Genomic DNA, 19,373 nt, shown 5'->3' with positions numbered 1-19,373 from the left:
ATGACCACGCCCCAGCCCCGGCCGAACGTCGCGGAGATCCCGCCGTACGTCGCCGGCAAGCCGCCGACGGCGCGCCCCGGGATGACCTCCTACAAGCTGTCGTCGAACGAGAACCCCTACCCGCCGCTGCCCGGCGTCGTCGAGGCCGTGCAGGCCGGTGTCGCCGCGATGAACCGCTACCCGGACATGGGCAGCGTCGCGCTCTACGAGGCGCTCGCGCAGAAGCTCGACGTGCCGGTCGACCACCTCTCGGTCGCGACCGGGTCGGTCGGCCTGATCTACCAGCTGGTCCAGGCCTTCTGCGACCCCGGGGACGAGGTCGTCTTCGCCTGGCGCTCCTTCGAGGCCTACCCGATCGCGGTCACGGCCGCGGCCGCCACAGCGGTGAAGGTCCCGGTCGGGGCCGACGGCCGCCACGACCTCGACGCGATGGCCGCAGCGATCACCGACCGCACCAAGGTGGTCCTGGTCTGCACGCCCAACAACCCCACCGGCCCGGCCGTCTCGCAGGCGGAGCTGGACGCGTTCCTCGCGCGCGTCCCGTCGCACGTCCTGGTGGTCGTCGACGAGGCCTACCTCGAGTTCGTGCGGATGGCCGACCCGGTCGACGGCCTCGCGACCTACCGCGCCCACCAGAACGTCGTGCTGACCCGCACCTTCTCCAAGGCCTACGGGCTGGCCGGGTTCCGGGTCGGGTACGCCGTCGCGCCGGCCCCGATCGCCGCAGCCCTGCGGGCGGTGTCGCTGCCGTTCGGCGTCTCGACCGTGGCGCAGGCGGCCGCGATCGCCTCGCTCGAGCGGGAGGCGGAGCTCTTCGAGCGGGTCGAGGCGCTGGTGGCCGAGCGGTCCCGGGTCGTCTCGGGCCTGCGCGAGGTCGGGTGGGACGTCCCGGAGGCGCAGGGCAACTTCGTGTGGTTCGACCTCGGCGAGCGGATGCTGGAGTTCGCGGCCGCCGCCGACGAGGCCGGGATCGTGGTGCGCCCGTTCGCCGGCGAGGGCTGTCGGGCGTCGATCGGCGAGACCGAGGCGAACGACCGGCTGGTCGCGGTCGCCGCCGCGTTCAGGCGCTGACCCCGGCGACCTCCGCCGGTGCCCGCCGGCGGTCCATCTCGCGCCAGCGCGGGTCGACGGCCGGCAGCATCGTCACCGCGAAGTAGGCGAGGCCGACGGCGAGCATCGCCCAGGACAGCCCGAGACCGGTCACGAGGACGCCGCCGAGCAGGCCGCCGAGCGGCATCAGCGCGAAGCACATCGCGGTGGTGAGGGAGGTGACCCGGCCGACGAGGGGTTCGGGGATCCGCTCGAAGATGACCGCGCCGAGCACGGGGTTGAGGAACCCCGAGGCGAAGCCGCCGATCAGGCAGAAGCCGAGGATCACCCACAGCGGGACCCCGAGGGCGAAGAGCACGAACCGGGGGAGCCCGGTGACGAGGAACGCGACCAGGTAGGTGCGGTAGCGCGACATCTTGTCCGCCCACGCCGCGGCGCACAGCGCGCCGACCGCCGACGCGCCCGCCCAGAAGGCGAAGACCAGGCCGATCGCCGCGGCCCCGCCGCCGGTGTCGCGGGCCCACACCGGGACCAGCACCGAGGCCCAGGCCAGGTCGAGCAGATTGGTCAGCGCGACCATCACCGCGATGCCGAGCAGCACGGGGTCGTGACGCAGGAAGTCCCAGCCCTCACGGAGCTGCTTGCGGTAGGGCTCGTCGGTCTCGGGCTCCGTCTCGGTCCGCGCCGACGGCCGGGTGCGGGGGAGTCCCGCGGTCGCCCACAGCATGACGAGCGCCGAGACCAGGAAGCTGCCGGCGTCGATGACCAGCGCGCTGGTCGGCCCGACCGCGGCGATCAGCAGGCCCGCCCCGGCCGCGCCGAGCATCGAGGACGAGCGCTCGACGGCGCCGCTGAGCCCGGTCGCCCGCTCCATCGGCACGGCCGCGTGGGCCGCGATCGCGGGGATCAGCGCGTTCTTGGCCGCGTCCCCCGGTCCGCGCAGTGCGCCGGCGAGCGCGACCAGCCCGAGGAAGAGCCCGAACGTCAGGTGGCCGGTGTGGTGCAGGAGCGGGATCGCGCCGACGACCACGGTCGAGCCGAGGTCGCAGGCGACCGTGACCCGGCGCGCACCGAGCCGGTCGATGATCGGGCCGCCCAGCACCTTGAGGACGACCATCGGCAGCATCTCGGCCAGCGCGACCAGGCCGGTGCGGGTGGGGCTGCCGGTCGTCACCAGGACGAACCAGGGCAGGGCGATCATCGACACCCGGGTGCCGACCAGCGAGATCGCGTCGGCGGTCAGCCAGCCGTAGAGCGGCCGCCGCAGGTGCGTCGCGGCGGCCATCACTCCTCGCTCCCACCGACACGTCCGGGGTAGGGGAACCCGTTGAGCTGGACGACGTACTGGACGGCGTCCTCGCCCTCCTCCTCCGGCTCGGCGCTCAGCATTTCGGCGACCCGCTGGATCAGGTCCTTGGCGCGCGCCGGGCTCAGCCGGGTGACCCAGTCGCTGTAGGTGACGGCGTCCGACCACTCCGGCGTCAGCAGCCCGAGCTCCTCGACCGAGCGCTGCAGGGTCTGGGTCATCACGACGACCACCGACTGGAGGTACGCCTCCAGGGTCTCCTTCTCGCCCGGGTCCGCCGGACGGACGGTGTCGGTCATCGTGGCCTGGTGGGCCGCGCGCCACCAGCGGTCCCGGGCGTTGCCGCGCTCGGTGTCCTCCACGACGAAGCCGTGCCGCTCTAGCTGGCGCAGGTGGTACGACGTCGCGCCGGTGTTGAGGCCGAGCTTGGTCGCCAGGGTGGTCGCCGTCGCCGGCCCGTCGATGCGCAGGGTGCCGAGCATCCGCAGGCGCAGCGGGTGGGTGAGGGCCTTCAGCGCGTCCGGGCTGGGGGTGATGGAGGTGACGTCCATGGCGCCACCGTAGAACTGCACAGGAACATTTGCAAACATTTCTTTGCAATCGGGGTCGGGTACGGTCGCCGGCGATGTCCCCCAGCTCCCCCCTCGCCCTCCTCGTCGCCGCCGCCACCGCCCTGCTCCCGGCCCAGGCCGTCCACCACGCCACGGAGCTGCGCCCGCGCACCGTGGTCGTCCGGCCCACCCCGGCCTCCGTGCTCGCCGACCTGACCCTGCCGCAGCGGGTCGGCCAGCTGCTCATGGTCGGCACGCCGGCCGACCACGTGGACCGCCGGACCTGGGCGCAGGTCCGCCGGCTGCACGTCGGCAGCGTGATGCTGACCGGTCGCAGCTACGGCGGCCGGGCTGCACCGGCCCGCGTCTCCCGCGCGATGCGGGCCCAGGTGTCGCCGGCGGCGACCGGCGGGGTCGGTCTGCTCGTCTCGACCGACCAGGAGGGCGGCCAGGTGCGGGTGCTCCAGGGCCCCGGCTTCTCCGACATCCCGACGGCGCTGGTGCAGGGGACCTGGGCGCCGGCCCGGCTCCGCGGCGCCGCGGCGTCCTGGGCGCGCGAGCTGCGCGCAGCCGGCGTCAACATGGACCTGGCGCCGGTGGTGGACACCGTCCCCGGGCTCCGGGCGGCCCGGCACAACCCACCGATCGGGCGCTACGACCGGGAGTTCGGCTACACGACGACCCGGGTGGCCCGCCACGGGGTGGCCTTCCTGCGCGGGATGGACGACGGCGGTGTCGTCCCCGTCGCGAAGCACTTCCCGGGCCTGGGCCGGGTGCACGCGAACACCGACACGGACGCCGGTGTGACCGACCGGGTGACCCGGCGGCACGACCCGTACCTGCGGCCGTTCGCTGCCGCGGTCGACGCCGGGGTGCCGCTGGTGATGATGTCGACGGCGTACTACGCCCGGCTCGACCCGCACCGTCCGGCGGCCTTCTCGCCGTTCGTGATCGAGACGATGCTGCGCGGCGACCTCGGCTTCGACGGCGTGGTGGTGTCCGACGACCTGGCGCGAGCGCGCCAGGTGGCGTCGTGGTCGCCGGGCGGCCGCGCGCTGCGGTTCGTCGGCGCCGGCGGTGACCTGGTGCTCAGCGTCGACCCGGCGCCGGTGCCGGCGATGTACCACGCCCTGCTCGAGCGGGCGCGGCGGAGTGCGGCGTTCCGGGCGAAGGTCGATGCCGCTGTGCTCCGGGTCCTCGAGGCCAAGGACCGGCAGGGGCTGCTCCCGCACGGCCCGTAGCGCCGCGGGGGGCTGACCACGTGGTTCCTACAGTGGGGCCATGGGTCACACCGGGGACGACCACGGCAGCTACCTCACCGACGGCGAGTACGACCGCGACATGGACTACCTCCCCGACCGGATCACCCGCGGCGGGCGCAAGCCCGAGCACGGGCCGGTCGAGGGCGACCTGTGGCCGGTCGAGCCGGGGCGCTACCGCCTGGTCGCCGCGAAGGCCTGCCCGTGGGCGACCCGGTCGATCATCGTGCGCCAGCTGCTCGGCCTCGAGGACGTCATCTCGCTGGGGCTCTGCGGCCCGGTGCACGACGAGCGGAGCTGGACCTTCGACCTCGACCCAGGTGGCCGGGACCCGGTCCTCGGGATCGAGCGCCTCCAGGAGGCCTACTTCGCGCGGGTCCCCGACTACCCGCGCGGCATCACGGTGCCCGCGGTCGTCGACGTGCCGTCGGGCGAGGTCGTCACCAACGACTTCCCGTGGATCACCCACGACCTCTACTTCGAGTGGCGCGACCACCACCGCCCGGACGCCCCGGACCTGTGGCCCGACGCCGTCCGCGAGGAGATGGACGACGTGATGGAGCGGGTCTTCACCGAGGTCAACAACGGCGTCTACCGCGCGGGCTTCGCCGGTTCGCAGGAGGCCTACGAGACGGCGTACGACCGGCTGTTCACCGCGCTGGACTGGCTCGAGGAGCGGCTCACCGACCGCCGCTACCTGATGGGCGACACGATCACCGAGGCCGACGTCCGGCTGTTCACCACCTTGGCCCGCGTCGACGCGGTCTACCACGGGCACTTCAAGTGCAACCGCAACCAGCTCGTCGAGATGCCGGCGCTGTGGGGCTACGCCCGCGACCTGTTCCAGACCCCCGGTTTCGGCGACAACACCGACTTCGAGCAGATCAAGCGGCACTACTACGTCGTCCAGAAGGACATCAACCCCTCGCAGGTGGTCCCGAAGGGCCCGGACGTCGCGGGCTGGCTGACGCCGCACGGGCGCGAGCGGGTCTAGCTCCTCAGACGTCGCGCCACTCCCAGACGTCGCCGCTGAACTCCAGCTGCACCGGCCCAGGGTAGGTCCGCGGCGTCAGGAGGTCACGGCGGCGTCGGCCTCGGCGGCGGCCTTGAGCTTGACGAGGGTCGCCTCGATGGCCGCCTGGGTCTTGCGGCCGAGGGCCAGGTCGAAGGCCTTGGCGACCGGGCCGGGGTAGCGCGAGAGGTCCCAGGTCTCGACGACCTCGGTGCCGCCGTCTGCGGTCGGCGTCAGCTCGTAGCGCCAGCGGTGCAGGCCCTGGTGGCGCCAGGCGATGAGCCGGTCCTCCTCGAGCTCGACGACGCGGTTCCGGATCCGGTACGGCGCGCCCATCTTCATCTCCATGCCGAACTCCGAGCCCAGCTCCAGCCGCTCCGGGCCGGTCAGCGAGCCGCGCACGGTGCCCGACCCGTCGATGCGCGGGTGCTGGCGCGGGTCGGCGAGGATCGCGAAGACGGTGGCGGGCGGTGCGGCGATCGTGGTGCGCGCCGACTTGCTGGAGGACATGTCCCCAACCTAGGCAGGCGCGTCGGGCCGGCGCGCTGCGGGGTCGCGGGGTGCGGAGGCGGACGGCGCCTGGTTCATACCGCGCGACCACCGACGCCCCGGGCGATTGGCGGGGGCGACGAACGGTTTAGTACGTTGGCGGTGCACGATTGTGTTCCGGGTCACAGGGCGCACCACCCCCGCGTCCCGCGTCCGGAGCGACAGCCATCGGCACGCGGAGACCCCGGACGGCCGACGACATCGAAGGAGCGCACGTGACCACGCAGCCCACGGGTGAGACACCTCCCCCTGAGTCGGGCCAGTTCGGCCCGGACCTCGTCGAGGTCTTCGGCCCCTCGCAGCTCGACGGCGGCCCCGAGCTCGTCCAGCTGCTGACGCCGGAGGGCGAGCGCGTCGAGCACCCGGAGTTCTCCTTCGACCTCGGCGACGACGCCATCCTCGGCTTCTACCGCGACATGGTGCTGACCCGGCGCATCGACACCGAGGCCACCGCCCTCCAGCGGCACGGCGAGCTCGGCATCTGGGCGCAGCTGCTCGGCCAGGAGGCCGCGCAGATCGGCGCCGGCCGCGCGCTCCGCCCGCAGGACCACGTCTTCCCGACCTACCGCGAGCACGGCGTTGCCTGGTGCAAGGGCGTCGACCCCCTGGACCTGCTCGGCCTGTTCCGCGGCGTCGACCAGGGCTCCTGGGACCCCGCCGACAACAACTTCGGCCTCTACACGATCGTCATCGGCGCCCAGACCCTGCACGCGACCGGCTACGCGATGGGGGTGCAGCGCGACGGCATGGTCGGCACCGGTGACCCTGACCGCGACACGGCGGTCATCGCGCACTTCGGTGACGGCGCGTCCTCGCAGGGCGACGTCAACGAGTCGTTCATCTTCGCGGCGTCCTACAACGCGCCCGTTGTCTTCTTCTGCCAGAACAACCAGTGGGCGATCTCGGAGCCGATCGAGCGGCAGACCCGGATCCCGCTCTACCAGCGGGCCCTCGGCTTCGGCTTCCCGGGCGTCCGCGTCGACGGCAACGACGTGCTGGCGACGTACGCCGTCACGCAGGCCGCGCTCCAGCGCGCCCGTGACGGGCAGGGCCCCACGCTCGTCGAGGCCTACACCTACCGGATGGGTGCGCACACGACGACCGACGACCCGACCCGCTACCGGCTCTCCGACGACCTCGAGCGCTGGAAGCTCAAGGACCCGATCGCGCGGGTGGAGGCCTACCTGCGCCGCAACGGCGTCGCCGACGACGACTTCTTCGCCGGGCTCCAGCAGGAGGCCGACGACCTCGGGCACCGGCTGCGCGAGGGCTGCAAGGCGCTGCCCGACCCGAAGCCGCTGAGCATCTTCGACCACGTCTACACCGAGATCACCGAGGAGCTCGAGCAGCAGCGCGACGGCTTCGCGGCGTACCTCGAGAGCTTCGAGGGGGCGCACTGATGGCTGAGACCACGAAGATCACGCTCGCCAAGGGCCTCAACATGGGGCTGCGCAAGGCGATGGAGGACGACCCGAAGGTCCTGCTCATGGGCGAGGACGTCGGCAAGCTCGGCGGCGTCTTCCGCATCACCGACGGCCTGCAGAAGGACTTCGGCGAGGACCGCGTCATCGACTCCCCGCTGGCCGAGTCCGGCATCGTCGGTACCGCGGTCGGCCTCGCGCTCCGCGGCTACCGCCCGGTCGTCGAGATCCAGTTCGACGGGTTCGTCTACCCGGCCTACGACCAGATCGTCTGCCAGGTCGCGAAGATGACCTTCCGCAGCCAGGGCCGCACGAAGATGCCGATGGTCATCCGGATCCCGTTCGGCGGCGGCATCGGCGCGGTCGAGCACCACAGCGAGAGCCCGGAGGCGCAGTTCGCGCACACCCCCGGCCTCAAGGTCGTGGCCTGCTCCAACCCGGTCGACGGCTACTGGATGATCCAGCAGGCGATCGCGTGCGACGACCCGGTGATCTTCCTCGAGCCGAAGCGGCAGTACCACGCCGACAAGGCCGAGCTCGACGAGACCGCCACGCCCGACCCGCTGTTCTCCTCGCGGGTCGTGCGGCGCGGCACCGACGCGACCGTGCTGGCCTACGGCCCGACGGTGAAGACCGCGATGGCCGCCGCCGAGGCAGCGGCGACCGAGGGCAAGTCGCTGGAGGTCATCGACCTGCGCACGCTCTCGCCGCTGGACCTCACCCCGGTCTACGAGTCGGTGCGCCGCACCGGTCGTGCCGTCGTCGCGCACGAGGCCCACGTCAACCTCGGCATGGGCGCCGAGCTGTCGGCGCGGATCACCGAGCACTGCTTCTACTCGCTCGAGGCGCCGGTGCTGCGCGTGGGCGCGTTCGACACGCCCTACCCGCCGTCGCGGATCGAGGAGGACTACCTCCCCGACCTCGACCGGGTGCTGGACGCCGTCGACCGTTCGCTCGAGTTCTAGGGGTTTCCGCACATGCCTGAGTACAAGCTGCCCGACGTGGGCGAGGGCCTCACCGAGGCCGAGATCGTCGCCTGGCACGTCAAGGTCGGCGACGTGGTCGCGATCAACGACATCGTCGTCGAGATCGAGACCGCCAAGTCGATCGTCGAGCTCCCCTCGCCGTACGCCGGCGAGGTGACCGGCCTGCTCGTCGAGGTGGGCGAGACCGTCGCCGTCGGCACGCCGATCATCGCGATCGGCGCGGACGCGGCCCCGTCGGCCCCCGCGGCGCCGGCCGGCGCCCGCGGCGCCGGCCGCCCCGATGGGCGAGATCGACCTGTCCAACCCGGCCGCCTCCGGCGGCGGCGAGGGCGAGTCGCTGGTGGGCCGCAACAAGGCCGACCGCGGTCCGGTCCGGCGGGCCCGCAAGGTCTCCTCCGGCGCGGCCGCCGCGCACATGCAGGCGCAGGCCGCCTTCGAGTCCGGCGCGGCCCCGATGGTGGAGGCCGACGAGGAGGCCGAGCCCGCGGTGCCCGCGGTCGCGGCCCCGGCGCCTGCCGCCGCTGCCCCCGCCGCGGCGGTCCGCGTCCTCGCCAAGCCGCCGGTGCGCAAGCTGGCCAAGGACCTCGGCGTCGACATCACCGCGCTCACCCCGACCGGCCCCGACGGCACGGTGTCCCGCGAGGACGTCCAGTCGGCCGCGAGCGGAGCGGGCAGCGCCCCGCCGCCGAGCACGAACGTCATCGGCTACCACGGCGCCGAGACGCGCGAGCCGGTCAAGGGCGTGCGCAAGATGATGGCCTCGGCGATGGTCGCCAGCGCCTTCACCGCCCCGCACGTCACCGAGTGGGTCACCGTCGACGTCACCCGCACGATGGAGCTCGTCGAGCGGCTCAAGGCCCGGCGCGAGCTCCGCGACGTCCGGGTCTCGCCGCTGCTGGTGCTCTCCCGCGCGGTCATCCTCGCGATGCGGCGCACGCCGGAGATCAACTCCTGGTGGGACGACGCCGCCCAGGAGGTCGTCTACAAGGGCTACGTCAACCTCGGCATCGCCGCGGCCACCCCGCGAGGCCTGGTCGTGCCGAACGTCAAGGACGCGCAGGACCTGTCGCTCCCCGACCTGGCCCGGGCGCTCACGGCCCTGACCGCGACGGCGCGGGACGGGAAGACCCAGCCGGCGGAGATGAGCGGCGGCACCTTCACGATCACCAACGTCGGCGTCTTCGGCGTCGACTCCGGCACGCCGATCATCAACCCGGGCGAGTCGGCGATCCTCTGCTTCGGCGCCATCCGCAAGCAGCCGTGGGTCGACGAGGAGACCGGCGAGATCGTGGCGCGCGACGTCACCACGCTCGCGCTCTCCTTCGACCACCGGCACATCGACGGCGAGAAGGGCTCGCGCTTCCTCGCCGACGTCGCCGGCATCCTCAACGACCCGGCCTCGGCGCTGCTGTTCTAGGGCGGAGGCCGGCGTCAGCGGCAGGCGCGCACCAGGGCCAGCACCAGGCTCTCGGTGACGGCGACCAGCTCGCTCACGGGCACCGACTCCTCGGGCCCGTGGGCGAGCCGCACGTCGCCGGGCCCGTAGTGCAGCGTCGGCACCCCGGCGCCGGCGTACAGCCGCAGGTCGCTGCCGTACGGCGCCCCGCGCTCGCGCGGCCGCGGCCCCTCGGTCACGTCCGCGTGCGCCGTGGCGACCAGGTCGAGCAGCGCGCGGTCGGCCTCGGCGTAGACCCCGCTGGCGAACTGCCCGCCGGTCCACGCGACGACGGGCGGGTGCTCCCGCAGCCAGGGGTCGGCGTGCGCTGCGGCGGCGACCGTCTCCTCGAGCTCGGCCCGCGCCCTGGCCGGGTCCTCGCCGAGGGCGACGCCGATCCGCCCCTCGGCGACGAGGAGGTCGGGGACGGTGCTGGCCCAGTCCCCGCAGGTGACCCGGCCGATCGACAGCGGGTAGGCGAGCGGGTACTCCGCCATCAGCGGGTGCACGACACGGTTGCGGCGCTCCTCGAGCGCCGACAGCGCGGCGTGGAGCGGCAGGAACTTCTCGAGTGCGCTCACCCCGGCGTACGACGTGCTGGCGTGCGTCGCGGCACCGGGCACCCGCAGCTCGAAGGTGAGCGCGCCGGCGTTCGCGGTCGTCACGGTGCCGCTCGTGGGCTCGGTGATGATGCAGGCCCGCCCCCGGTGGCCGCGGTCGAGGGTGGCGAAGGCGCCGAGGCCGCCGTCCTCCTCGCCCACGACGAGCTGGACGGCGTACGGCCGGGAGAGCTCGATGCCGGCGGCCCGGACCGCCCGCACCGCCGCGAGGTTGGCGATGACGCCGGCCTTCATGTCGCAGGTGCCGCGACCGTGGACCCGATGGTCCGCCACGGTGGCGGTGAACGGGTCGGTCCGCCAGGCGCCGAGGTCACCGCTCGGGACGACGTCGACGTGACCCTGGAGCACCAGCTCCGGCTCGCCGGGGCCGCTGCTCGCGACCAGGCCCCAGGCCTCGGTGCGCGGGGCCTCCCACCCGGGGAAGCCCGGGTCGGCGGTGAGCCGTTCGAGGTCGAGCTGCCAGAGGTCGACGTCGAGGCCGAGCTCGCCGGCCTGCTTGGCCAGGCGGTGCTGCACGTCGCACTCGGCGTCGGAGCCGCTGACCGACGGGATCGAGACCAGCTCGACGAGGTCGCGGACCAGCTCGCGCTCGTCGACGAAGGCCAGGGCGCGCAGCTCGAGGTCGCTGAGATCACGATGCGGCACGACGGAACGGTAGTTTCTGCTAGACCTGCGGCGTGGCCGAACGCGAGATCACGTCGCCCGTGGACCTCTGCACCCCCGACGGCCGGCTGAACCCGGACGCCGTCGGCTGGACGCGGCACCCGCTCCACCGCGCGAACCTGCGCGGCTGGGGGCGGGCGAAGCGGTGGGAGTACTGGGGCGTGGTCACGGACCGCTTCTGCCTCGGCCTGACCGTCTCGTCCCTCGACTACGCGGGGGTCTGCGCCGTGTGGGTGCTGGACCGGGAGACCGGGCGGACCTGGCAGCACGACGCGGTGCCGCCGCTGGCTCGCGGCGTCTCCCTGCCGCCGGACCTGGCGGGGGTGGCGCGCGTCGAGGCCTCCGGGCTCCGCCTCGAGCTCTCGGGCTCGGCGCTGCGTGCGTCGGCACCGGGGATCGAGGTCGACCTGCAGGTCGGTCCCGGCGCCGAGTGCCTCGGGGTCGTGGTGCCGTGGAGCAGCCGCAGGTTCCAGTACACCGTGAAGGACGTCGGGCGCCCGGTGCACGGCACCCTGCGGCTCGACGGGACGTCGTACGACGTCGACGGCCGCGGCGTGCTGGACCACGGCCGCGGCAAGTGGCCCTACGCGATCACGTGGAACTGGGCCGCCGGGTTCGCGGACGGCGTGGGCATCACCCTCGGCGGGAAGTGGACCGACGGCACCGGCTCGACCGAGAACGGGCTGTTCGTCGACGGCCTGCTGCACAAAATCGGGGACCAGCTGGCGTGGGAGTACGACCGGGCGGACTGGATGCGCCCGTGGCGGATCCACGGGCCGCGGGTCGACCTGCGGTTCGAGCCCTTCCACGACCGCGCGGACACCACCAACCTCGGGGTCGTCGCGAACGAGACCCACCAGTGCTTCGGGCACTTCGCCGGCTGGGCGAGCACCGACGACGGCGAGCGGGTGGACCTCGACGGGCTGGTCGGCTGGGCCGAGGAGGCCCGCAACCGCTGGTGACGAGTCGGCCTCAGTGGCCGGCGGCGTCCAGGGCCTGGGCGGTGAGCCGGCGCCCGATGTCGATCATCTCGCCGGCCCGGTGGAACTCCAGCGACCGGGCGGCGCTGACCGGCACGGTGACCAGCACGTCGGGCGGCAGGCCGGCCATCCGGTAGCGGCCGATCAGCCCCTGCATGGCGTCCATCGACATGCCGATGACGTCGGAGATGCGCAGCTCGTCGAGCAGGCTCGGCACCGACGGGGGCATCGGCTCGGTGGAGCGGCCGACGCTGCGCCGCACCCGGTCGACCAGCTCCTCGCGCCACGTCGTCTCGGCCGGCTCGCGAGCGGGCGTGGACTGCTCCTGGGGCAGCCGGGTGCCCGAGAGGGAGATGGCGACCGTCAGGTCGGCCGCCGAGGCGGCGGTGGGCTCGATCGGGACCGGGTTCATCAGCCCCCCGTCGGCGAGCAGACGGCCGTTCATCTCGACCGGCGTGATCACACCCGGGATCGCGATCGACGCCCGGATCGCCGAGGTCAGCGGACCGCGCTGGAACCAGACCTCGCGCCGGGCGTGCAGGTCGGTCGCGACCGCGGTGAAGGGGATCGGCAGGTCCTCGATCAGCTGGTCGCCGAGGATCTGCTCGACCTGCCCGAAGATCCGCTGCGCCTTGATCGCGCCGGGAGCCGACCACTTCGGGTCGAGCAGCCGGATCACGTCACGCTGGGTCAGCGAGGTCGCCCACTCGGTGTACGGCTCCAGCCGGTCGGCGGCGGCGAGCCCGCCGACGAGGGCACCCATCGACGTGCCGGCGATGGCGACGATCTCGTAGCCCCGGGACCGGACCTCCTCGATCGCGCCGATGTGCGCGTAGCCCCGTGCGCCACCGGATCCCAGGGCGAGGGCGACGCGCAGGGAGGGCATGTCTGCACCCTACGGATCCCGGGTAGGTCTCGTCCGTGGAGTCGCTCGGTCCGTACCACCTCGTCCGCCGCATCGGCGGGGGCGGGATGGGCGTGGTCCACGAGGCGTGGGACACCCGGCTGGAGCGACCGGTCGCGCTCAAGGTGATCTCGCCGCAGCTCGCCGACGACCCCGGCTTCCGCGCGCGGTTCACCCGCGAGGCCCGCGCGCAGGCGGCGCTCGACTCCGAGCACGTGGTCCGCGTCTACGCGCACGGCGAGGACGACGGCCGGCTCTGGATCGCCACCCAGCTGCTGCCCGACGGCGACCTCGGTGCGCTGCTGCGCCGGTACGGCGCCCTGCCGGTCCCGGTCGCGCTGGACCTCGTCGGCCAGGTGGCCGACGGGCTCGCCGCCGCGCACGCGGCCGGCCTGGTCCACCGCGACATCAAGCCGGCCAACGTGCTGCTGCGCCGCGGCCCGCGGATCCACGCCTGCCTCGCCGACTTCGGCATCGCCCGCCCGCTCGGCGCCGAGGTCACCGCCACGGGCACCGCCGGCACGCCGGCGTACCAGGCACCCGAGCTGCACACCGGGGGCGCGCCCGGCGTCGCCACCGACGTCTACGCGCTGGGCTGCCTGCTGTGGGCGGGGCTGACCGGTGCGGCGCCGTACGCCGGGGGGTCGGACTTCGAGGTCGCCACCGCGCACCGGGAGCGGCCGGTGCCCCAGCTCCCCGGCCGCGACCCGCGCACGGCCGCGGTGAACCGGGTGCTGCGCACGGCGCTGGCGAAGCGGCCGCAGGACCGCCGCCTCTCCGCCGCGGCGTTCCGCGACGCGCTGACCGAGGCGGCGCGGCTGCCGGACGAGCCGGCGCGGCCCCGGCGCTGGCGGGTCGCCGGACCCGCGGTCGCGGCGGTCGTGCTGGTGGTCGTCGTCGGGACGCTCTGGGCGGTCACCCGCTCCGACGGCGACCCGGCACCGCCGTCGGGTCCGGCGTCCCCTCGCGCCGACGCGCCGCAGCTGGCGACCGACGAGCTCGCGGGGTCGCTGACCGGGACGATGGCCCGGTCGCAGGCCGACTGCGTCGCGTCGTACGTCGTGGACGACCTCGGGTTCGACGCCCTGGTCGACGCCGGCTTCTTCACTGCGGACGGGCACTTCCTCGACCCCGACCTCGCCGACGAGCCGGAGATCAGGCGGTCGCTGACGCGGGCCGCGCAGTCCTGCTTCGGCTGAGGCCGGCCGGCTCACGGCTCGATCTGGCCGACCTCCCAGCCGGGCGGCGAGATCGGGTGCAGCATCGCGTCGGTGCCGCCGTCGACGAAGAGGACGGCGCCGACGATGTTGGCGGCCGGCTCCGACAGCAGGAAGCCGATCGCCGCGGCGACCTCCTCCGGGCGGCCGAGCCGGCCGACCGCGTTGGGGTAGGCGTCGATCGCCGGCCCGAGCAGCGGGTCGGCGCGCATCTGGTCGACCATCGGGGTCTCGGTCGCGCCGGGGGCGACCGAGTTGAGGCGGATGCCGGCCCCGGCCCACTCCGGCTTCACGCCCTCGCGGCGGGCCCACCAGGCCAGGGCGGCCTTGCTGGAGGGGTAGACCATCACCGAGTCGACCTTCGCCGCCTCCGCGCGGGCGAGCGGCTCGTCGTCGCGCAGGCAGGCCTGGGCGACGGGGGCGTTCCACCCGGGCATGCCGGTGATCGAGTTGGAGGCCAGCAGCACGACGCCCGCGCCGCCCGCGCTCCCCGCGGCGGTCAGCTCGGCGTGCAGGCCCCGCACCAGCGCGACCGCGCCGAAGAAGTTGACCGACACCAGCAGGTCGGACGGCACGCCGGTGCGGCCGGCGATCCCGGCGGCCGGGACGAGCCCGTGGACGACGGCGGTGCGCTCGCGCACGCCCGCCACGGCGGCCGCCCGGCCCTCCGCCGTGCCGAGGTCGGCGGTGACGTCGGCGTCGTGCAGGTCGACCGTGATGACCCGCCCGCCCTGGCTCCGCAGCAGCTCGGCGGTGGCGGCCCCGATCCCCGACGCGGCCCCGCTGACGACGTACGTCTTCATGGGCCGGAACTGTAACGCGTTCTAGTGGGCTCGGCGCAGCAGCTCGGGTGACCGCGTCACAGGTAGCGCCGGGCCCGCTCGGCCGGGGTGCCCGGCCCCCGCCCGAGCAGCTCGACCAGCTCGTGCTCCAGGACCGCGCCGACCCGCTGGCAGAAGGCCTCGGCCTCGTCGGCGGCGTCGGGGAGCTCGGCGACGACCCGGTCGACGATGCCGAGCCGCTGCAGGTCGAGGGCGCGGACCCGCTGGGCGCGGGCCATCTCGGGGGCGTGGGTGAGGTCGCGGTGCACGATCGCGCTGGCCCCCTCCGGCGGCAGCGGCGAGAGCCACGCGTGCTGCGCGGCGACGACCCGGTCGGCGGGCAGGAAGGCGAGCGCGCCGCCGCCGTTCCCCTCGCCGAGCATCAGGCACAGCGTCGGCGCCCGGACGGTCACCAGCTCGCTGAGGCAGCGGGCGATCTCGCCGGCCAGGCCGCCGTTCTCCGCCTCCGGCGAGAGCGCCGCGCCCTGGGTGTCGATGACGGTCACCAGCGGCAGCCCGAGCTCGGAGGCCAGCCGCATCCCGCGCTGGGCCTCGCGCAGCGCCTCCGGGCCCATCGGGTGCTCGAGCGTCTGCCCGCGCCGGTCCTGGCCGAGGAAGACGCACGGCGCGTCCCCGAACCGCACGAGCGCCAGCAGCAGTCCCGGGTCGTGCTCGCCCTGGCCGGTGCCGTTGAGCGGGATCACGTCGGCGGCGGCGTACTTGAGCAGCCGTCGTACGCCGGGGCGGTCGGGCCGTCGCGACCGGGTGACCGCGTCCCAGGTCTCGACGTCGGGCACCGGCAGGTGCGGCGGGTCGGGCACCGCGGCGACGCCGTGCCGGGGCGCGAGCAGCACCGCCAGGGCGCGGTCGAGGATCCCGGCGATCTCCTCCGGGGGCATGACGGCGTCGATGATGCCGCGCGCGTAGAGGTTCTCGGCGGTCTGCACGTCCTCGGGGAACGGCTTTCCGTAGAGCGCCTCGTAGACCCGCGGTCCGAGGAACCCGATGAGGGCACCGGTCTCGCCGACCGTCACGTGGCCGAGCGAGCCCCACGACGCCATCACGCCGCCCGTGGTGGGGTGGCGCAGGTAGACGAGGTACGGCAGGCCGGCGGCCTTGTGGGCCGCGACGGCCTCGGTGATGCGCACCATCTGGACGAACGCGGGCGTGCCCTCCTGCATCCGGGTGCCGCCGCTGACCGGTCCGGCGAGGAGGGGGAGGCCCTCGTGCGTGGCGCGCTCGATCGCGGCCACCAGCCGGTCGGCCGACGCCCGCCCGATCGACCCGGCGAGGAACCGGAACTCGCCCATGAGCACCGCGACCCGGCGACCCTTCATCAGGCCCTCGCCGGTCAGCACCGACTCGTCGACCCCGCTCTTCTCGCGCGCCGCGGCCAGCTCGGCGGCGTACGCCTCGGAGATGTCGCCGTACGACGGCGGGGTGTCCCACGACGTCCAGGAGCCCTCGTCGAGCACCAGGTCGATCAGCTCGGCTGCGGACAGACGCCGCGCACGCACCGGCGGTTCGGTCACGCCTGCAGGCTATGCCCTGGAGCCCGCAGCCGTGCGGCCGCTCTCCTGCTCGGCGGCTCGGCCCCGGCGGAGCAGCACGGCCCCGACGAGGACCCAGGTGAGCCCGAACGGGACCGCGAGCAGGATCCGGGTCGTCTGCTCGTTGGCCCCGAGCATCAGCACGGCGGTGGCGAGCAGGAGCACCGCGAGCCACCGGGGCAGCACGCCCGAGCGGAGCACGGTCCAGGCCAGGATCGCGAAGCCGGCCACGAGGAGCACGACACCGGGGACGACCAGTCCCGGCATCCCCTCCCAGTCGTTGGCCAGCCAGGAGACGACCTGCGCGACGACCAGCAGACCCATGCCGGCGGCGCCGGTCACGAGGCCGGCGCGCGCGGCGCCGCCGAGGGTGGCGCCCTCACGGGAGAGCAGCAGGAGGCCGACGGCCGCGACCGCCAGGCAGACGAAGCCGACGGAGCCGACCGCCGTCGCCGTCGCCGAGGAGCCGCGCATCGGCCGGGTGTCGCACCCGTCGCCGATGCAGCCCTGCGGCAGGGTGTTCTGGGCGAAGCAGGCGACCGTCCAGGCGGCGCCTCCGAGGACCGAGCAGGTGCCGGTCACGACCGTGATCCGGTGCATCTCGCGAGTGTGCGCCGGCCCCGGGCCGGCGGCAACGGGTTATCGGCGGTGCCACGCCGCGAGGACCGCGGCCTCCTTCTCGCGCGACATCCCGCTGACCGCGGCGTCCGGTGTGGCCCGCTGCCACGCGAGGGTGTCGCGTGCGGTCTCCGCGACCGGGCGCAGCACCAGGCCCGCGGCGAGGGACGGCGCCGGGTCGTGGGTGCCCAGCCCGTCGTACTCGGGCCGCGGCAGCCACAGCGGCAGCGCCTCGGGCCCCATCCAGGGCTCGACCCCCTGCTCGACCAGCACCTCCTGCGGCACCCAGGTCAGCTCGGGCGCGACGCCGACGCCGCGCGCCACCTCGGCGAGCAGGTCGCCGAGCGGGTGGACCTCGCCGACCCCGTCGAAGTCGCCGTCGGTCCGGGACTCGGCGCAGGTCACGACCCACGCCGCGAGGTCGCGCACGTCGATCACCTGCATCAGGTCCTCGGGGCGGCCTCCCGCGAGGGCCTCGCCGCCGTCGGCCAGCCGCACCGGCCAGTAGGTGAAGCGCCCGGTGGGGTCGCCGGGCCCGACGATGAGCCCGGGCCGGACCACCGTCCAGGACGCGGCCCCGCCGCGCACGACCTGCTCGCAGGCGACCTTCATCGGGCCGTACGCCTCGGGGTCGGTCGCGAGGTCGACGTCGTCGGGCTGCGGGTCGCGCAGCGGCAGCGTCCCCGGCCGTCCACCCGGGGTGGTGTCGTCGGCGTAGACGTTGACGGTCGAGACGAACACCCAGTGCGCGTCCGGCCAGGCCGCGACGCCGGCCCGCACCCACGACGGCAGCCGCGCCACGTCGACCACGGCGTCGTACGACGACGAGGCCAGCTCGTCGGGGACCGGGTCGCCCCGGTCCCAGCGCACGAACCGCGCGCCGTCGGGCACCGACCCCGTCGAGCCCCGGGACGCGCAGGTGACGGTGTGGCCGCGGCGCAGCGCGTCCTCCGCCACCGCCCTGGACAGGAACACCGAGCCGCCGAGCACCAGGATCTGCATGGTGGCCACGTTCGCGTGCAGGGCCGTGGCCGGGCAAGGGATTCCGCCGACGGCAGAACCGTCGGGCCGCTGCCGGAGGCGTCGGTCAGGCCATCAGGCCGATCGGGGTGACCGGGCCGAGGCCGGGGAAGACCGTCGTCCGGTCCGACTCGGAGATGGCCAGCCGGTTCGAGGTGATCTCCCACAGGATGTTGCGGAAGTCCTTGTCGGCGACCAGGTTGTTGTCGGGGTCGAGCGTGGTCAGGCCCGGCCAGCTGCCGTGCACCTGGCCGCCGGCGACGCCGGCCCCGAAGAGCAGCATCACGTTGCCGTAGCCGTGGTCGAGCCCCCGGTCGCCGTTCTCGTCGACCCGGCGCCCGAACTCGCTCAGCGTGACGACGGTGACCCGGTCGGCGTGCGGTCCGAGGTCGGCGAAGAACGCCTTCAGCGAGCCGCCGAGGTGGTCGAGCTGGGCCGCCATCCAGTCGGTGCTCGGGTCGAGCGAGCCGTCGGTCAGGCCGACGTGCATGTCCCAGTCGCCGTAGTCGATGGTGACCGTCGACGTGCCGAGGTCGGCCCGGATCAGCGCGGCGGTGTTGGCCAGCACGTCCTTGAGCGGGCCCCAGTCGTCGTACCCGGCGTAGTCGGGGTAGAGGTCGCGGTGCACCTCGGACGGGTCGGCGTCCGCCGCCGCCACCAGGGGTGCGAACCGGTCGAGCGCCGACATCGCCGTCCGCACGCTCCCGCTGAGCAGGCGGCTGTCCGACTCCCACATGTCCTTGAGCGCCCGGTCCCGCGCGCCGGGGGTCCCCAGGGAGCGCACGCTGAGGTCCGCGACACCGTAGGCGCCGAGGGCGTCGGCCGGCCCCAGCAGGGAGGTGGGCAGCATGGCGCTGCCGATCTCGATCGCGGTCTCGGGTCCGTTGGCGGGGTCGATGCCGACCATCCGGTTGATCCAGCCGACCCGCAGCGACGAGCCGGGGGTCGCCTCCTCGATCTCGACCATCGCGTCGAAGTGGCTCATGTTGGACTCCGGCAGCCCGACCGCGTGGACCGCGCCGAAGGACCCCTGGTCCCACATGTCCTGGAGGCCCGCCCTCAGGGCCGGGTGGAACCCGAACCGCGGGTCGTTGCCCCAGAGCTGGCCCTCGGGGACGGCGATGGACGGCCGGTAGCCGGCGAGCAGGTCGTACTCGGTGCTGCGGGGGACGACGATCGACAGGCCGTCGGCGCCGCCGCGCATGGACAGCACGACGACGACGTTCCCGCCCGGCTCGGCGCCGTAGGCGACCTGGCGGAAGGCGCCGCCGTACGTGCCGACGGTGGCGAGGGCGCCGCCGGCGGCCATCGCGCCGAGCAGCCGGCGCCGGCTGAGCCGGAAGCCCTGGAACTCGGGGCAGCCGCAGTCCTGGACAGGGCCGGTCGCGGCGGGGTCTGGTGCGTTCATGGC

18 protein-coding genes and 1 pseudogene are annotated in these 19,373 nt (G+C 74.3%); 9 read left to right on the top strand and 10 right to left on the bottom strand.

The features are described 5' to 3' along the window. Window positions 1–1,071 (top strand): histidinol-phosphate transaminase, encoded by a 1,071-nt coding sequence (gene hisC, locus ACILQ5_RS15680; RefSeq protein ID WP_395658953.1) that lies wholly within the window; start codon window positions 1–3, stop codon window positions 1,069–1,071. On the opposite strand, the gene ACILQ5_RS15675 is transcribed toward hisC, so the two are convergent. Both ACILQ5_RS15675 and ACILQ5_RS15670 read right to left on the bottom strand, forming a co-directional pair. After that, window positions 1,061–2,335, bottom strand: a complete 1,275-nt coding sequence (locus ACILQ5_RS15675) for an MFS transporter (RefSeq protein WP_395658952.1) — start codon at window positions 2,333–2,335, stop codon at window positions 1,061–1,063. The genes hisC and ACILQ5_RS15675 overlap by 11 nt on opposite strands. Continuing rightward, complete coding sequence (locus tag ACILQ5_RS15670) at window positions 2,335–2,907, bottom strand: helix-turn-helix domain-containing protein (RefSeq protein ID WP_395658951.1); 573 nt, start codon at window positions 2,905–2,907, stop codon at window positions 2,335–2,337. Before ACILQ5_RS15670 ends, ACILQ5_RS15675 begins: the two co-directional genes overlap by 1 nt. A 74-nt stretch (window positions 2,908–2,981) precedes the next feature. Here ACILQ5_RS15670 and ACILQ5_RS15665 point away from each other — a divergent pair, with 74 nt between their 5' ends. Both ACILQ5_RS15665 and ACILQ5_RS15660 read left to right on the top strand, forming a co-directional pair. After that, window positions 2,982–4,148 (top strand): glycoside hydrolase family 3 N-terminal domain-containing protein, encoded by a 1,167-nt coding sequence (locus ACILQ5_RS15665; protein ID WP_395658950.1) that lies wholly within the window; start codon window positions 2,982–2,984, stop codon window positions 4,146–4,148. A 40-nt stretch (window positions 4,149–4,188) separates the two neighbouring features. Further along, complete coding sequence (locus tag ACILQ5_RS15660) at window positions 4,189–5,160, top strand: glutathione S-transferase family protein (protein WP_395658949.1); 972 nt, start codon at window positions 4,189–4,191, stop codon at window positions 5,158–5,160. 75 nt (window positions 5,161–5,235) lie between these two features. Here the strand turns inward: ACILQ5_RS15660 and ACILQ5_RS15655 are convergent, their stop codons facing one another. Then, window positions 5,236–5,688, bottom strand: a complete 453-nt coding sequence (locus ACILQ5_RS15655) for an SRPBCC family protein (RefSeq protein WP_395658948.1) — start codon at window positions 5,686–5,688, stop codon at window positions 5,236–5,238. A 239-nt stretch (window positions 5,689–5,927) separates the two neighbouring features. On the opposite strand from ACILQ5_RS15655, the gene pdhA reads away from it, so the two are divergent. From pdhA to ACILQ5_RS15635, 4 genes and pseudogenes are all read left to right on the top strand, one after another. Beyond that, window positions 5,928–7,127, top strand: a complete 1,200-nt coding sequence (gene pdhA, locus ACILQ5_RS15650) for a pyruvate dehydrogenase (acetyl-transferring) E1 component subunit alpha (RefSeq protein ID WP_395658993.1) — start codon at window positions 5,928–5,930, stop codon at window positions 7,125–7,127. Further along, window positions 7,127–8,113: an alpha-ketoacid dehydrogenase subunit beta gene (locus tag ACILQ5_RS15645; protein WP_395658947.1), complete on the top strand. Its 987-nt coding sequence runs from the start codon at window positions 7,127–7,129 to the stop codon at window positions 8,111–8,113. The genes pdhA and ACILQ5_RS15645 overlap by 1 nt, the downstream gene beginning before the upstream one ends. A gap of 12 nt (window positions 8,114–8,125) precedes the next feature. Further along, window positions 8,126–8,290 (top strand): annotated as a pseudogene (locus ACILQ5_RS15640) (biotin/lipoyl-containing protein); the annotation flags it as partial. Between the two features lie 124 nt (window positions 8,291–8,414). Next, a complete protein-coding gene (locus ACILQ5_RS15635) occupies window positions 8,415–9,551 on the top strand; it encodes a dihydrolipoamide acetyltransferase family protein (RefSeq protein WP_395658946.1) in 1,137 nt (378 codons plus the stop codon). A gap of 14 nt (window positions 9,552–9,565) precedes the next feature. Here ACILQ5_RS15635 and ACILQ5_RS15630 read toward each other — a convergent pair whose 3' ends face one another. Continuing rightward, window positions 9,566–10,834, bottom strand: a complete 1,269-nt coding sequence (locus ACILQ5_RS15630; RefSeq protein ID WP_395658945.1) for an ArgE/DapE family deacylase — start codon at window positions 10,832–10,834, stop codon at window positions 9,566–9,568. A 32-nt stretch (window positions 10,835–10,866) separates the two neighbouring features. Here ACILQ5_RS15630 and ACILQ5_RS15625 point away from each other — a divergent pair, with 32 nt between their 5' ends. After that, window positions 10,867–11,814 (top strand): DUF2804 domain-containing protein, encoded by a 948-nt coding sequence (locus ACILQ5_RS15625; RefSeq protein WP_395658944.1) that lies wholly within the window; start codon window positions 10,867–10,869, stop codon window positions 11,812–11,814. Between the two features lie 10 nt (window positions 11,815–11,824). Here ACILQ5_RS15625 and ACILQ5_RS15620 read toward each other — a convergent pair whose 3' ends face one another. Beyond that, window positions 11,825–12,718, bottom strand: coding sequence for a patatin-like phospholipase family protein (locus tag ACILQ5_RS15620; protein WP_395658943.1), 894 nt, complete (start codon window positions 12,716–12,718; stop codon window positions 11,825–11,827). 35 nt (window positions 12,719–12,753) lie between these two features. Between ACILQ5_RS15620 and ACILQ5_RS15615 the strand changes: the two genes are divergently transcribed. Beyond that, window positions 12,754–13,935, top strand: coding sequence for a serine/threonine-protein kinase (locus ACILQ5_RS15615; RefSeq protein WP_395658942.1), 1,182 nt, complete (start codon window positions 12,754–12,756; stop codon window positions 13,933–13,935). An 11-nt stretch (window positions 13,936–13,946) separates the two neighbouring features. Here ACILQ5_RS15615 and ACILQ5_RS15610 read toward each other — a convergent pair whose 3' ends face one another. From ACILQ5_RS15610 to ACILQ5_RS15590, 5 genes are all read right to left on the bottom strand, one after another. Further along, complete coding sequence (locus tag ACILQ5_RS15610) at window positions 13,947–14,756, bottom strand: SDR family oxidoreductase (protein ID WP_395658941.1); 810 nt, start codon at window positions 14,754–14,756, stop codon at window positions 13,947–13,949. A 56-nt stretch (window positions 14,757–14,812) separates the two neighbouring features. Further along, window positions 14,813–16,306 carry a carboxyl transferase domain-containing protein gene (locus ACILQ5_RS15605; RefSeq protein ID WP_395658940.1) on the bottom strand — a complete coding sequence of 498 codons (1,494 nt, stop codon included), beginning with the start codon at window positions 16,304–16,306 and terminating at the stop codon, window positions 14,813–14,815. A gap of 9 nt (window positions 16,307–16,315) precedes the next feature. Next, complete coding sequence (locus ACILQ5_RS15600; protein ID WP_395658939.1) at window positions 16,316–16,924, bottom strand: hypothetical protein; 609 nt, start codon at window positions 16,922–16,924, stop codon at window positions 16,316–16,318. Window positions 16,925–16,963: 39 nt separating this feature from the next. After that, the gene (locus ACILQ5_RS15595) at window positions 16,964–17,944 is read right to left on the bottom strand and encodes an epimerase (RefSeq protein ID WP_395658938.1); all 981 of its coding nucleotides are present in this window, start codon (window positions 17,942–17,944) and stop codon (window positions 16,964–16,966) included. An 85-nt stretch (window positions 17,945–18,029) separates the two neighbouring features. Next, window positions 18,030–19,370, bottom strand: a complete 1,341-nt coding sequence (locus ACILQ5_RS15590) for a DUF1501 domain-containing protein (RefSeq protein ID WP_395658937.1) — start codon at window positions 19,368–19,370, stop codon at window positions 18,030–18,032. Window positions 19,371–19,373 lie beyond the last annotated feature (3 nt).

The sequence above is a fragment of the Nocardioides sp. genome, from assembly GCF_044226305.1.
Lineage (GTDB): Bacteria > Actinomycetota > Actinomycetes > Propionibacteriales > Nocardioidaceae > Nocardioides.
Note: the sequence above shows the minus strand (reverse complement) of the source record. Positions and strands in the feature narration are given on the sequence as shown.

Bases quoted from the DNA above. Each gene is read 5' to 3' on its own strand.
- hisC (WP_395658953.1), top strand. From the start codon at position 1: ATGACCACGCCCCAGCCCCGGCCGAACGTCGCGGAGATCCCGCCGTAC.
- ACILQ5_RS15675 (WP_395658952.1), bottom strand. From the start codon at position 2,335: ATGGCCGCCGCGACGCACCTGCGGCGGCCGCTCTACGGCTGGCTGACC.
- ACILQ5_RS15670 (WP_395658951.1), bottom strand. From the start codon at position 2,907: ATGGACGTCACCTCCATCACCCCCAGCCCGGACGCGCTGAAGGCCCTC.
- ACILQ5_RS15665 (WP_395658950.1), top strand. From the start codon at position 2,982: ATGTCCCCCAGCTCCCCCCTCGCCCTCCTCGTCGCCGCCGCCACCGCC.
- ACILQ5_RS15660 (WP_395658949.1), top strand. From the start codon at position 4,189: ATGGGTCACACCGGGGACGACCACGGCAGCTACCTCACCGACGGCGAG.
- ACILQ5_RS15655 (WP_395658948.1), bottom strand. From the start codon at position 5,688: ATGTCCTCCAGCAAGTCGGCGCGCACCACGATCGCCGCACCGCCCGCC.
- ACILQ5_RS15645 (WP_395658947.1), top strand. From the start codon at position 7,127: ATGGCTGAGACCACGAAGATCACGCTCGCCAAGGGCCTCAACATGGGG.
- ACILQ5_RS15635 (WP_395658946.1), top strand. From the start codon at position 8,415: ATGGGCGAGATCGACCTGTCCAACCCGGCCGCCTCCGGCGGCGGCGAG.
- ACILQ5_RS15620 (WP_395658943.1), bottom strand. From the start codon at position 12,718: ATGCCCTCCCTGCGCGTCGCCCTCGCCCTGGGATCCGGTGGCGCACGG.
- ACILQ5_RS15610 (WP_395658941.1), bottom strand. From the start codon at position 14,756: ATGAAGACGTACGTCGTCAGCGGGGCCGCGTCGGGGATCGGGGCCGCC.
- ACILQ5_RS15600 (WP_395658939.1), bottom strand. From the start codon at position 16,924: ATGCACCGGATCACGGTCGTGACCGGCACCTGCTCGGTCCTCGGAGGC.
- ACILQ5_RS15595 (WP_395658938.1), bottom strand. From the start codon at position 17,944: ATGCAGATCCTGGTGCTCGGCGGCTCGGTGTTCCTGTCCAGGGCGGTG.
- ACILQ5_RS15590 (WP_395658937.1), bottom strand. From the start codon at position 19,370: ATGAACGCACCAGACCCCGCCGCGACCGGCCCTGTCCAGGACTGCGGC.